The sequence below is a fragment of the Paenibacillus sp. PvR133 genome, assembly GCF_017833155.1.
Lineage (GTDB): Bacteria > Bacillota > Bacilli > Paenibacillales > Paenibacillaceae > Paenibacillus > Paenibacillus polymyxa_B.
The window spans coordinates 3,947,645-3,961,985 of sequence record NZ_JAFIBS010000001.1 but is presented as its reverse complement, the minus strand read 5'-3'; the positions used below and the strand labels follow the sequence as shown (position 1 = coordinate 3,961,985).

General features: G+C 44.3%; 8 protein-coding genes. 4 read left to right on the top strand and 4 right to left on the bottom strand.

All coding sequences use genetic code 11. The features are described from left to right. Positions 1-120 precede the first annotated feature (120 nt). The 3 genes from JOE49_RS17440 (at position 121) to JOE49_RS17430 (ending at position 4,464) form a co-directional block, all read left to right on the top strand. Positions 121-2,556, top strand: coding sequence for a glycoside hydrolase family 94 protein (locus tag JOE49_RS17440; RefSeq protein WP_209942134.1), 2,436 nt, complete (start codon positions 121-123; stop codon positions 2,554-2,556). A 95-nt stretch (positions 2,557-2,651) separates the two neighbouring features. Continuing rightward, positions 2,652-3,776, top strand: coding sequence for a GGDEF domain-containing protein (locus JOE49_RS17435; protein ID WP_209942132.1), 1,125 nt, complete (start codon positions 2,652-2,654; stop codon positions 3,774-3,776). Between the two features lie 169 nt (positions 3,777-3,945). Then, a complete protein-coding gene (locus JOE49_RS17430) occupies positions 3,946-4,464 on the top strand; it encodes an NAD(P)H-dependent oxidoreductase (protein WP_209942111.1) in 519 nt (172 codons plus the stop codon). A gap of 88 nt (positions 4,465-4,552) precedes the next feature. Here the strand turns inward: JOE49_RS17430 and ectB are convergent, their stop codons facing one another. Next, a complete protein-coding gene (gene ectB / locus JOE49_RS17425) occupies positions 4,553-5,815 on the bottom strand; it encodes a diaminobutyrate--2-oxoglutarate transaminase (RefSeq protein ID WP_209942110.1) in 1,263 nt (420 codons plus the stop codon). A gap of 592 nt (positions 5,816-6,407) precedes the next feature. Here ectB and JOE49_RS17420 point away from each other — a divergent pair. Then, entirely contained in the window at positions 6,408-7,094 is a 687-nt protein-coding gene (locus JOE49_RS17420; protein WP_023988534.1) for a response regulator transcription factor, read from the top strand. A 5-nt stretch (positions 7,095-7,099) separates the two neighbouring features. Here the strand turns inward: JOE49_RS17420 and JOE49_RS17415 are convergent, their stop codons facing one another. From JOE49_RS17415 to JOE49_RS17405, 3 genes are all read right to left on the bottom strand, one after another. Further along, positions 7,100-9,661, bottom strand: coding sequence for a hybrid sensor histidine kinase/response regulator (locus tag JOE49_RS17415; RefSeq protein ID WP_209942108.1), 2,562 nt, complete (start codon positions 9,659-9,661; stop codon positions 7,100-7,102). A 143-nt stretch (positions 9,662-9,804) separates the two neighbouring features. Then, positions 9,805-11,805: a methyl-accepting chemotaxis protein gene (locus JOE49_RS17410; RefSeq protein ID WP_209942106.1), complete on the bottom strand. Its 2,001-nt coding sequence runs from the start codon at positions 11,803-11,805 to the stop codon at positions 9,805-9,807. A 400-nt stretch (positions 11,806-12,205) separates the two neighbouring features. Further along, a complete protein-coding gene (locus JOE49_RS17405) occupies positions 12,206-14,272 on the bottom strand; it encodes a thioredoxin domain-containing protein (RefSeq protein WP_209942104.1) in 2,067 nt (688 codons plus the stop codon). Positions 14,273-14,341: the final 69 nt, after the last annotated feature.

Sequence of the window (14,341 nt, the reverse complement as noted above, 5' to 3'; positions counted from 1 at the left end):
AAATCAAGCACATTTTATATAAGGCAGGAAATGTCTTTCTAAAGAAAGAACGGCTCTATGTTTGAATATAATCATGTGTTGGGTCTTTTATTTTTTTCAAATCGAAAGGAGTTCTGCGCCATGAAGTACGGTTTTTTCGATGATGTCAATCAAGAATATGTCATCCACACCCCTCAAACCCCTTATCCCTGGATTAATTATTTAGGTAATGAACGATTTTTTGGACTAATCTCCAATACAAGTGGCGGCTATGCATTTTACCGGGATGCTCGCTTACGTCGCTTAACACGTTACCGGTACAACAATATTCCTGTCGATAACGATGGTCGTTATTTTTATATTTATGATGATGGGGATTATTGGACTCCAGGTTGGATGCCAGTCAAACGGGAGCTGGAGCAGTATGAATGCCGCCATGGACTTGGCTATACCTCAATTATGGGAGAACGCAGCGGTATTCGGGCCACCCAGCTGGCTTTTGTGCCCCTTTCCTTTGACGGCGAGGTCCATCAGGTTAAGCTTCAGAACACATCGTTACAAACCAAAAAGATCAAACTCTTTTCATTCGTGGAATTTTGTCTGTGGAACGCCTACGACGATATGACCAATTATCAGCGCAACTTGAACACCGGCGAGGTTGAAATACAAGACTCTGTCATTTATCACAAAACGGAATACCGTGAACGTCGCAATCACTATGCTTTTTTCTCTGCTAATCGTCCGCTAGCGGGTTATGATACAGACCGTGAAGCTTTTCTGGGGCTCTACAACGGATTAGATCAGCCTCAATCGGTCGCCGCTGGGCAAGCCTCGAACTCTATTGCCAGCGGATGGTCCCCTGTCGGATCACATTGCATTGAGGTAACGCTGGAGCCAGGCGAAGAAACAAGCTGTAACTTTATACTCGGTTATGTGGAAAATCCCGAGGAAGAAAAATGGGAGTCGCCCGGTGTTATTAATAAAAAACAAGCACATGCCATGATTAAGCAGTTTGCGGATGAAGCTGATGTAGAACGAGCGTTGAGTGAGCTGCGGACCTATTGGAATAATCTGCTGTCCAAGTATACCCTTCAAAGCCACGACGACAAGCTGAACCGAATGGTAAACATATGGAACCCTTATCAGTGTATGGTTACGTTCAATATGTCGCGTTCCGCCTCGTATTTTGAATCTGGTATCGGGCGTGGAATGGGCTTCCGGGATTCGAATCAGGACTTGCTCGGCTTCGTCCACCAAATACCGGAGCGGGCAAGAGAACGGATTATCGACATCGCCTCTACTCAATTTGAAAACGGCGGAGCTTATCATCAGTACCAACCGTTAACCAAAAAAGGAAATCACGAGGTTGGCGGTGGCTTTAACGACGATCCGTTGTGGCTTATTGTCGGTACCGCAGCGTACATCAAAGAAACGGGAGACTTTGGCATACTGGATGAACAAGTGCCCTTTGACGGAAATGTAGAGCGTACGGCTACGCTGTTTGAACATTTGAAGCGTTCTTTTTACCACGTTGTGGGTAATCTGGGCCCGCATGGTCTTCCACTCATTGGCCGGGCTGACTGGAACGACTGTCTGAATCTCAACTGTTTTTCTGCTACACCAGATGAGTCCTATCAGACAACTCAGAATCTGGAGGGTCGAATAGCCGAATCCGTGTTCATCGCCGGACTATTTGTATATACGGGACCGGATTTTATTGAGCTTTGCAAGCGCAGAGGACTGGATGAAGAAGCAGCAACCGCTCAGGCATATGTGGATCGTATGCGAACAGCCACATTGGAGCATGGTTTTGACGGAGAATGGTTCTTACGTGCTTATGACCATTATGGAGACAAAATAGGAAGCAAGGATTGTAAGGAAGGCCAAATTTTCATTGAACCTCAAGGCTTCTGTGTCATGGCAGGAATTGGCGTTGAAGAAGGTCTAGCTCAAAAAGCTCTCGATTCTACACGTGATCGGTTAGAAACTCCCTACGGCATTGTGCTGCAAAATCCACCATATTCTCGCTATTACATCAATCTGGGCGAAATCTCATCTTACCCTCCCGGGTATAAGGAAAATGCCGGTATTTTCTGTCACAATAACCCTTGGATTATGATGGCGGAAGCCGGAATAGGACGTGGGGATCGCGCTTTCGAGCTATATAGCAAAATTGCCCCCGCCTATCTAGAGGACATTAGCGACATTCACCGCACCGAGCCGTATGTGTACGCTCAAATGATTGCAGGCAAGGATGCTGTTCGTGCAGGTGAAGCTAAAAATTCCTGGCTGACGGGTACAGCGGCATGGAACTTTGTAGCTATTACTCAATCCATTCTCGGTATTCAGCCCGAATGGGATGGTCTGCGTATTGATCCGTGCATTCCTACAGCCTGGGACGAATTTACAGTCACCCGTGTCTTCCGCGGTGATACCTACGTGATTCATATCACGAATCCACAGCATGTCTCCAAGGGTGTAGTCACAGTTACCGTAGATGGCACCGTCCTTACGAATAATATTCTGCCAGTTGCAGGGGACGGGGCTATCCATCAAGTAAAGGTGTTGCTAGGCTAACAAGTTCATGGCCTTCAAAAAAATTAGCTTCAACTTCATCACATAGTATCTTATAATACGAGAATGGCTAAAGATACATTAAGTGTGGTGACATCATGAACAAGACAAAACGGCTTACTCAAACCATGGATTACAAAACAAAGCAAGCCCGCTGGGTACGCAAAATGTTATTACTGTATTGGATGATTATAGCTGTACATTTTATCGTCCAGCTGGGCAGTTACTTATTTCTTGATTACTCCGCTTCGCCTTATGAATTTTACGTCGGAACCCTTATTGTTCCCACGCTAATCATGAGTGGTTCCAACTTACTGGCAGAGTTGGCTCATTTTAAATTTAACAGGTATTCTTTTGTGATTCTGTTTATGGCAAGTACCGTCATTTGCTGGATGATTATTCGCCTAAACTATGATATCCGGATTATTACAGCGTTGTGCTTGTTGCCTATTTTCTCTTCTATCCTGTTCTTCAATCGTCGCTTAATATGGCTTTCCTTTGTATTACAAGTAGTCGTCTTTTTTCTGTTGCTGGCAGTGGATGCATCATTTCGTACCTATTTGTCAGGCTTTGATATCGTGGCGATTCCAACCTTTTTGATTATGTCCACCTTTATTGCTCTCATTATTCAGGCCAGCGGCCGCGATTTGTTAGTGGATTTGTATAAAACAAAGCGCGCCCAACAGGAATTAATGATCAGTAACGCGATTATCAGCAAAATGTCAATGACTGATGGTTTGACAAAGCTGTACAATCATTTGTCCTTTCAAAACTTTTATGAAAAAGCACTCGAATATGCCGAACAAGGCGCGATCATCCATCTGGCGTTAGTGGATATTGATAATTTCAAGAAGATCAATGATACTTACGGACACCAGTTCGGAGATAAAATTTTGGAAGGCATCTCGCAAATCATTACAGAACAGATTACCGCAAATGACATTGCGGCTCGCTATGGCGGTGAGGAATTTGCTATTTTGATGTTCGAGCATACTTTCGAAGAAGCTTATCAGATCGTCGAAAACATCCGTCGTGAAGTGGAGAAAATGACCTTTCAGGAGAAATTGCAACTCGTTTCTGTAACCGTAAGCATTGGACTGAAAAGCTATACAGAGGAAATGAACAAAGATAAAGATGTATTTTTTCAGCAAGCAGATGACTATCTGTATCAAGCTAAGCGCTCCGGGAAAAACAAAATTGTTGCTCTTAATCATATCGCTTAATGTAAAAACACTTCTTTGATGAGACTCCGGCATGAGCTTGCCGGAGTCTTTTGAATATAGAACTTAAAATGTAATAGAGTTGACAATTCCATAAGTTGAAACTAAAATAGTTACATATGTATTGGTTATTTACTAACAATAAATAAGTTCGAAGGAGATGGTTTTTTAAATGTCAACCCTCGTTATTGTCGTTCACCCTGATCTTGCGGAATCTCGCATTAACAAAAGATGGGTGCAAGAACTCAAGAAACAATCTGACGTGACCGTTCACAACCTGTATGAAGTATATCCTGATGAGCAAATCAATGTCGCCCAGGAGCAGGAACTGCTAGAGCAGCATGACCGTATCGTTCTGCAATTCCCTTTTTACTGGTACAGCACTCCTTCCCTACTGAAAAAATGGCTGGATAAGGTTCTAACCTACGGCTGGGCTTATGGAAGCGAAGGTGGCAAGCTACAGGGCAAAGAGTTGTTGATCGCCTTGTCTGCTGCCAGCGTTGAGGAAAATTACCAACATGACGGACGGAACAGGTATACGATCGAAGAGCTGTTGAGACCTCTGGAAGCTACAGGCCATATGATTGGTGTCAAATTGCTTCCTTATTTCGTACAATATGGTGCTGCAGTATTGACCGATGAGCAACTAGAGCAATCCGCACAACAATACGTGCAAACGGTTATTTCTTAATTTTTTACTAGAAAGCCCCTTGGACGGTGCCTGCCATAGCTGCTTTATAGCAGACGGCAGCTCCAGCCAAGGGGCTTTACTGATCGATTTATACTGTAACCAAGGTACTGGTTACCTGTGCCATACTTTCTTTAATAATGTCGCAGCCCTTACGCAAGTTTTCCAAGCTTATCGTTAACGCTGGCATAATTTTAATTACTGTATCGTTACGCCCAGCACGCTCAACAATGAGTCCCCTACTAAAGCAGAGAGTCGTTACCTCCTTGGCGAACGCTTCTCCCAGATGAGATACATCAATCCCCCAGATCAATCCCATGCCGCGAATTTCAATAAGAGGATCTATTGATTGGATATGTTCACGCAAGAACTGCTGAACAAAAGCCTCTTTTTCCTTCACTTGTGCTTCCAGCTCTACCGTATCTCTGAACTCCAGCGCAGCCTTTGCCCCGACGAAAGCAAGCTGATTTCCACGGAAGGTGCCGTTATGCTCACCCGGACTCCATATATCCAATTCTGGCTTCAGTAGCAACAGAGACATTGGCAATCCGTATCCACTGATCGATTTGGACAAAACAACCATATCAGGAACGATTCCTGCCCGCTCGAATGAGAAGAACGATCCAACCCGGCCGCAACCGACTTGAATATCGTCAACAATGAGCAAAATATCATGATCATCGCACAGCTGTCGCAAATCACGCAGCCATTCGGTATCTGCAATATGAATACCGCCTTCAGCCTGTACCGTTTCCAAAATGATCGCGGCAGGCTTTTCCACACCCGAATGGGTGTCTGTTAAAAGCTGCTCCATATATAAAATGGTATCCATTCCGTTAAATGTGCTGTTATAAGGTATGAAGGTAACATTGTTCAGGGGAACCCCTGCGCTCTCTCGCATGGAGTTGTTGCTAGTAATAGATAAACTGCCCAGCGACATCCCGTGGAACGCACCCATAAAAGCAAAAATACCATTTCTGTTTTTCACCTTGCGTGCAAGTTTCAGTGCTGCTTCCACTGCATTGGTTCCGGTAGGTCCGCAAAATTGCAGCTTATAATTCAAGCCCTTGGGCTGGAGAATACGCTCTGAAAAAGACTCCATAAACTCTTGCTTGGCCGTCGTGTACATATCCAGACCGTGCATAATCCGATCGGAGCTTAAATAATCCAATAGCCGGTTTTTCATAAAATCATTATTATGCCCATAGTTCAAAGCCCCTGCCCCGGCAAAAAAGTCAATGTAGCTCTTGCCTTCCTCCGTGTACAGTACATCGTTTTTAGCTTTGTTGAAAACAACTGGAAAACTTCTGCAATAGGATCTTACATTGGACTCCAGCACTTCGAATGTGTTCATGATCTCTCGTCCTCCCGCTGACCTGATTTTAAAAAAATACAAGCATGGAAAGCAAAAAAATGTAAATATGTAATCTAAATGAGTAGACAGTCTGAATTCACAATGGGATATCCACACCAAAGAATCATAAGTATGATCGCAAGAACAATTAAAGTACGAAAATTAAATACAGAGATAGCATATTGAGAGTAAGTTAGCAGAAGATTAAATAGTGGGTTTTTCTAAGAGGCCTATCAGAGGATGTCAACTCCTATGTAATAAAATACCATAATTTTCATTTAAGTCAATGCATGTTTCTGAGGTGTTTTGTTAAATTTTTGTAATTTATCATCAATGACTTGTAGTATATTGTTAAAATGAAACGAAAAATGTCGTATTATAGAAATAAATCTCAAAAATAGTACATTTCCATATCAAATAGATATATATCTGGACTAATTGTCCACAGGATTGCCACAACAAACCTGATCTTTTGACAGACTGTCCAAAGGAGTTTACTCTATCAACAGGACCTGCCAAAAACTTGTTGTAAACATTGCAGTGATCCTAACTATTTGGCTCGAATTTGATAGAAAGATAAGGAAATATGATCATGTCTAATGTTTTAATTATTGAAGATGACAATATGTTGGGAGAGACCCTTTCCTTGTATTTAACAGGAGAAGACTACAACGTTACTCGAGTGGAACAAGCGTCTGAGGGTATTGCCCGGCTTGAGATCGTACAACCCGATATTATTTTGCTGGATCTGCTGCTTCCAGATTTGGATGGGGTAAATCCCTGCCCACTCATACGCAAGCATACGGACGTGCCCATCATCGTGATTTCTACAGAAAACAACATATCAGAGCGTATTCGTACACTTACGTTGGGAGCAGATGATTATATTTGCAAGCCTTTTAGTATGCAAGAGCTAAAAGCACGGATGGAGGCTCTTTTCCGTCGTATTGAAATCACGCGCTTGCAAGGAAGAGGCAGAGCACCTGAACCTGAAACCGGCATTACTTTGGATCTAGCGAGAAGAATGATTACCGTTAACGGACAGAATGTGGAGACAACATATTCAGAATTTGAGCTCATGAAGCTTTTTTATTTGAACCGGGGAATTGTATTCAGCAGGTATGCTTTGATTCAGGCTCTCCGTGGCACAGACTCCTTTATTAATGAAAGGGCTGTGGACGTACATATTAACCATTTACGCAGAAAAATCGAAAAAGACCCTAAGAAACCGCAATTAATCAAGACCATCTGGGGAATCGGCTACAAATTTATGCAATAACACGGTCAGCTCCAGGGAAGTGATGACTTGATTTGGTTAATATCCTTCTGAACCGTGCTCAGATGCTTTTTCCAGTCTGGATACAGTGCTCCTGTTGAGGTTTCATTGCTGCGCTTCAATGCCTTTTCCAGCTCTATTACCTTTGCCAGCAACTCAGGCGCGCATAGGTTCCCCGTTCCTCCCTTAAGTGAGTGGATTAATCGAAGAGCAGAAGATAACTGCCCATTGTCCATTTTTCTCACAACTCTTTTATCGAGATACTGGTATTCCTGTACCCATTTGTAAAGGGCAAATTGAAAAATATACACCTTGCCATCCATGCCTGCTATCGACTGCTCAGCGTGAATACCATGTAAATCTTGCAGCCACGCTAAATTAATCCAGCTAGTTAATACTCTAGCAGCGGTCAGTTCATGGACAGGCTTGAACAACACGGCATTAATACCAGCACGAAGACAAACTTCCTGTTCATGCTGCACAGCATCAGCGGTAAAAGCGATAATGGGAAGCCTGTTAAAAGCTTTGTTTCTCCGAATATGCCTCGCCGTCTCAAAACCATCCATCTCTGGCATATGCAAATCAAGCAGCACCATATCCCAGTAACACAGTTCCAGTAACGCTATTAGTTCTCTTCCGTTCGTGACCATCGTTACCTCAAAGTTACGCTCTGCTAAAAACTCGGTAATCACCACCTGGTTAATTTCGTTATCCTCTGCTATGAGAATTTGATACTTCTGTGTTGTATCCCCTATCTCATTGTGGGAACTCATCGTCGCATGAGTCTCCAGAGTATTACCATCTGCTGGCACTGACTGTTCCTTCTTCCAGCAGAGAACCTCCAGCAGAGCGTTTCGGGTAACGGGCTTGGACAAAAAGGCATCCACACTATGATTCATGTCCCCTGCAGCTATTGTTTCCATCTGAAACACGGTTGTAAGTCCAATAATCTGAGTTATCTGCCTATCCAGCATTTGAAGCCACTGCCTCCGGGAGTCCAGTTCTCTCAAACCTTCCATCCCCATATCGATGATAACATAATCAAAATGCTCACCCTTTTGAAAAGCGTCCACACTTTCTTGGAAGGATGAATTAGTGAATGTTTTTAATCCCAAGTCTTGCAGTAGTTCGTTCAAGCTGTACCTCACCAGTTCATGCTGCGCAACAATTAAGGCTTTGCCTTTGATTTGTTTTTCTATTCGTGTGCTTCCTGCATTCAATTCCCCAGTTTCCAGCTCGACATTAAAGTAAAATTGACTGTACTCTCCTAATCGACTTTTCACCTCTACTTTCCCGCCCATAGCTTCAGCCAAATGCTTGCTAATGGCCAAACCCAGCCCAGAGCCCCCATATCTGCGGCTGGTTGATGTACTCGCCTGGATAAAAGGGACGAACAGCTTGTCTATACACGTCTCGGAAATTCCTATGCCCGTATCTTCTACCATAAAAGAAACGCCTACTCGCCCTTCCTGCTGACTTAGCATTTTTACCTGTAACAATACATGTCCCTGATTCGTAAACTTGATGGCGTTGGTCAGAAGATTTGAAAGCACCTGCTCCATTCGAAGCGGGTCTCCCTTAAAGCTTTTCGGTAACGCCGGGTCCGTTATAAATACGACCTCTATTTCCTTATCTTCAAGTAAAGTTCCAACGGTATCTGCGAGATGCCGAAGCATTTTTTCCGGCTCGAATTCTACCTTTTCCAGTTCCAGACTGCCGGCTTCCATTTTGGAAAAGTCCAATACGTTACTGAGCATGGATGAAAGGGTACGAGAGGAAGCGAGAAGCTTGTGGAGGTAATCTCTTTGAACGGCAGTCAGTTCAGTCTTATTTAACAGCTTTGACAGACCGATGATTCCATTCAGCGGGGTGCGAATTTCGTGACTCATATGAGCCAAAAAAGTGCTTTTCGCACGGTTAGCCTCGTCCATCTCCTTTCGCTTCTGCTCAGAGGCTTTATACTCTGTAATATCCAACACGTGACCGATAACATGCCTGGTATTCCCGTCCTCCCTAACCGGATGTAAGGTAATGAGAGCCGAATATTCCCAAAACTCCAATTCAAATACGGTCCGATCACCGAACCAGGCCTGTTTGTAGTATTGACTTAGCTGCTCCATCGTTTCAGAGGAAAGCTCCAAAATGTCCCCGAGACGCTTCACATGCTCCCTTTTATTGTAGTTGACTTGTAGATTCAGACCCACGCGCTCCAGCAATTCACCTTCAAGCAGCCTATAATAAAATTCATCACCACTTTTCTCCAGCCTAAAGGTAAAGCCAGGTTGAACCCGAAGTAAATTCAGCAGATCACGATCTTTGTCTAACAAACGTTGTCCATATGAATTCTTAGCGGTGGTTAAAGCGTGCACAAACAGCGTCATGAACATTTGACCCATCCCCAGCTCCAGCACGCAGGTCAGCAGTGTTTTATCACTTATGCCAAAATATAAGAACAGAATTCCTGCCACTCCATAAAAAACACCTGTAATCGCCTGACGAACAAGCTGCCGCTGAAAAATCAAAACTAACAATAAAATCAAGATAGCATATAGCACTAAATCTCGAACCAAGTGTTCGCCCCCTTATAATCTTCCATGTTTTGTGAGATATCGAAAATATAAAAAAACTCAGGACAGATTCCTTATGCCATAAGGCTTAAAGAACTGTCCCGAGCATTCATTGTACTATACATTCCATAGGGTTCAAGTTCATTTTAATATTTGAAACGACTGATCATTACCTTCAAATCAGCAGCCATCGTTGAAAGCAACTGTGCAGAAGCTGATATTTCCTCCATGGAAGCCAGTTGCTCTTGTGAGGAGGCAGCAACTTCCTCAGATGTGGCGGCATTACCGGTTGCAATCGTCGCCAGCTCGTTGGCTGTCGCTGCAATTTCTTGTACACTGGCTGATATTTGCTCTGCAATCGCAGCGACCTCCTCTACCTGAGGCGTTGTCTCTCGAATGCCTTCCATCGCATGACCCAGCTTGACAATGGTTGCTTTGGAAATCTGCAGTCCATCCTGCACCTCAGTCGTGACCCTGTCCATCGTCTTCACTGTTGTTTCGGTTTCATGCTGAATTTCGGCAATCAAGGTGGCAATCTGTGTGGCGGATGTCTGAGACTGCTCTGCCAGCTTACGCACCTCATCAGCAACGACGGCAAAGCCTTTTCCATGATCACCCGCTCTGGCTGCCTCAATAGCTGCATTCAATGCCAGCAGGTTTGTCTGATTGGAGATATCACCGATAACTTTCGTAATTTCACCGATTTCATGAGAGCGGGCTTGCAAGGTTTGAATCATCTGGTTGGAACGCTCTACTGATTGATGAATGGAATTCATTTGCTCGCCTGTCTGCTCAACAGACTTTCGTCCTTCCTCGGCTTGCAAGGCAGATCGTTTGGCCAAATCAGCTACCAAAATCGATCGTTCAGCAATTTGGGTGATCCCTTGTGCAATTTCATCCAGGGCCACCGAATTATTTTCCAGCCCTGTAGTCTGCTTCTCTGCACCACTGGCAATTTCTTGCACAGCCTGGGACACCTGCTCACTTGCAGCACTGGTTTGTTCCGCGCTTATTGTGAGTTCATTCGAAGAAATTGCGACATGATCTGCACTGTTCCCTACGTTCTGAATGACAGATCGCAGGTTATTCTGCATATTTTGAAAAGCCACTCCTAATTCTCCGATCTCGTCCTCGCTCTTTACTTGAATGTCCTGTGTTAGATCTCCGGCGCTCACATTTACCGCTTGTTCTTTTAACTTTAAAATCGGTTTGATGATGGAACGAATCAGGAAATAAACAATGATAATACCAATCACAAGACAACCGACGATGGTTAGTAAAGTGCTGATCAAAATCGGTCCTGCTGCTTCATCGACTTCAGACAAATACAGCGTTCCGCCTATCTTCCAGCCAGTCAGCTTGTTAGTCGCATAGTTCATATATTTGGGCTGGCCTTCATACTCATACTCGTATTCACCAGTATCGCTCTGAAACATGCGTGATTCAATATCTGTAATTTTGGTGCCTGCTTCCTTCGTCGGATGTACAATGTAGGTATGGTTGCTGTCCAGCAATATGGCATAACCTTCATGACCTACTTTAATATTGTTCAACGTCTCTTTAATACCACTAATTTTCAGGTCAATGCCAATAACACCTGATCCATCTGACGTTGCCCGGGACACCGTAACCGTCATTTGCTTCGAGCTTGCCGAAAGATAGGGAGAACTAATTGCTGTCTTTGCTTGCTCTTTTATCGCTTCATCGTACCAAGGTCTGACCCGTGGATCATATTTGTCCGGTAATTGCTTCTGTGGATAGGTTGTAAATTTACCATCCTTCGTACCATAAGAGATGGATTCTGCTTCAGGATGAAGTGCAGCATATTGCTTAAAAAACTCTTCCAGTTTGGCCGCTTGTTCCTCCGTCTCTACCCGATTGCCTTTTAGTCTTTCTGCAAAATATTCTGCGTCATGTACCTTGGGTTCGATAGTACTATCAATAATAAAATTAGTGCGGATGATAGCCTGCTCGGCACTTTCTTCAATCTGGTTTCGAATCTGCTGACTGGCGCTCACAAACGACAAAGCCCCCACGATCATGGACGGTAAAATCAGAAAGGCAATAAAGGCGACCATTAGCTTCGTTTTAAAATTTTTGCTGAGCATCCTTGCGACTAGCCACTTTTTTCCCGATAACTTCTTCATTAATAAACATCTCCATTTCATTACCTAGATTTCCTAACCTATGGTGAACCTCTTCGTCTTGCCGATGATGACAATCACCCGACAGACTCTCTTTCACATTTTTCACATCTGCTGCTAAAACGCTTGGACATAAAAGATATAAACACGCTAGTTAAATAGGTATATGTACTTATTTTCGAAAACAGCAAGGCTGGTCGGAACCGGTTCTTTGATATAATATACCTAAAAAATATTAAAAAAAATGCGTAGCACATGTTAAGAAAATATTAGTTTCATTTCACTATACCTACCTCTTAACATGAAAATAATCCCCTTGAATGTAGCAAACATAGGGTCATTTTCGATAATCACCATATGCTTACTACCCCCAAGGGGATTAAGTTTGATCGCTTTATTCAGTTCAATCCAACAACACCTTCAGATCTTCAAGCCTGGTAACAGGTGCCTGACAGGTAAAATGCTCACACACATATACGGCTGGTTTGCCTTCCACAAGATTGTAATCACGGATATAAGAAACCGTCTCTGCAATCTCCGACTGTCCTTCATCCTTCAAAATAACGACCGTATTCGGCCTGAACCCAGCTCGAACTGCCTGAATGAACTGTACGGTCTGCAGATCGTCCCTATGACCTACAATCACAATCTCCTTCGTCGTTCCCGTCGCATACAACAACGCGCTGAGCAACGCTGAGTGGCCTGACGGGTAATGAGCAACCATACCGCCAAAAGCCTTAAACTGCTTGGCTGCATAGTTCTCTAATTGAGATTCACCCGTTAGCCGCGCAAGCCTCACAAAATTATAGGCCGCGATGCTGTTACCCGACGGAATCGCACCGTCATAGATTTCTTTAGGCTTGGCAATGAGCTGCTCACTATCTGACCCATAAAAGAATAATCCGTCCCGTTCCTCATCCCAGAACAAATCGATCATATTTTGATTGAGCGTCAACGCCCGTTGCAGATACTCTATATCGAAGGTCGCCTGGTATAACTCGATCAAGCCCCACACATAAAAAGCATAATCATCTACATAACCGGGATAAGCTGCTTCTCCGTCCCGATAACGTGCCAACAGCCGTCCGTTCTCCTGTCTCAAATGGTTCCACAAAAACGTCTCAGCCTTCCGAGCTTGCTCTGTATATCTCGTGTCTCCAAAAGCTTGTCCCGCCTTCGCCAGAGCAGCAATCATCAACCCGTTCCACGAGGTCAAAATCTTGTCATCCTTGTGAGGATGAACACGTTGCTCTCTGGCAGCAAACAGCTTGGCGCGTAGCTCACTAACCCGCTGCTCCAGTTCCTGCTCAGTCAAGTCATGCTTGATCCCATAGGCTTCCAGATTGATATCAATCAGGTTTGGAATGTTGTGGCCTTCAAAATTTCCGTAAGGTGTAATTCCATACAAATCGTTGAAAAAGGCGGCATCCTTATCGCCCAATACAGCCCTTACCTCGGAATCGTCCCAGACGTAGAATCTCCCCTCTTCTCCTTCGGAATCTGCATCTTCCGCCGAATAAAAGGCACCACCTGCATCCGTCATGTCTCTTGTGATATATGTAAAGATTTGTTCTGTAATCCGTCGGTACAGTTCCTTGCCTGTCACCTGCCAAGCCTCTGTATACGCGATAGCCAACAGAGCATTGTCATACAGCATTTTTTCAAAATGCGGCACCAACCATTTCTCGTCCACGGAGTATCGTGAGAACCCCATGCCTATATGGTCGTAGATTCCGCCCCGGGACATCGCATCCAGCGTCTTCTCTGCCATTTCCAGTGCCTGTTGATTCCCCGTATGCTGTGCATATCGCAGCAAAAAAGACAGGTTATGCGGAGAAGGAAACTTAGGAGCTTCCCCGAAGCCGCCATATTCCTTATCGAAGGTGTGGCTGAATTCATGGAAAGCTTTATTCAAACTCTGTTCATCCAGTTCACCGCGATAACCTGCAAGCAAGTCCTGCCGCTCATGCTCGGTAAGCACCTGCTCACTCAACTCCACCAGCTCTTCAGGCTGTTCTTTCCACCGGGTACCCACCTTGTCCAGCAGCTCTAACAGTCCGACACGGCCAAATTTCTGCTCCTTGGGCAAATACGTCCCCGCAAAAAAAGGCTTCTGATCCGGCGTCATCAATATCGTCAGTGGCCAGCCTCCATGCCCCGTCATCGTCTGGCAGATGGACATATAGATATGATCCACATCTGGACGTTCTTCACGATCCACCTTAATGGATACGTAATCCCTGTTTAATACCTCAGCTACTTCTTCATCCTCGAAAGATTCTCTCCCCATTACATGGCACCAATGGCAAGTGGAATAGCCGACAGATAGGAAAATAGGCTTGTTATTACGCTTAGCAGTTTCAAAAGCCTCATCTGACCAAGGGAACCAATTTACTGGATTGTGAGCATGCTGTAGCAAATAAGGTGATTTTTCCTTGGCTAGTCTATTCGGTTTGCTGCTCGTTGTCATGGGACATCACCACTTCCGTAGTTGGATTTTATGCTTGGTACTATTTTACCCTAAATGAATGGTAAAAGT

Coding starts and splice junctions, on each gene's coding strand:
- JOE49_RS17405 (WP_209942104.1), bottom strand. CDS start 14,272: ATGACAACGAGCAGCAAACCGAATAGACTAGCCAAGGAAAAATCACCT.
- JOE49_RS17435 (WP_209942132.1), top strand. CDS start 2,652: ATGAACAAGACAAAACGGCTTACTCAAACCATGGATTACAAAACAAAG.
- JOE49_RS17440 (WP_209942134.1), top strand. CDS start 121: ATGAAGTACGGTTTTTTCGATGATGTCAATCAAGAATATGTCATCCAC.
- JOE49_RS17410 (WP_209942106.1), bottom strand. CDS start 11,805: ATGAAGAAGTTATCGGGAAAAAAGTGGCTAGTCGCAAGGATGCTCAGC.
- JOE49_RS17430 (WP_209942111.1), top strand. CDS start 3,946: ATGTCAACCCTCGTTATTGTCGTTCACCCTGATCTTGCGGAATCTCGC.
- ectB (WP_209942110.1), bottom strand. CDS start 5,815: ATGAACACATTCGAAGTGCTGGAGTCCAATGTAAGATCCTATTGCAGA.
- JOE49_RS17420 (WP_023988534.1), top strand. CDS start 6,408: ATGTCTAATGTTTTAATTATTGAAGATGACAATATGTTGGGAGAGACC.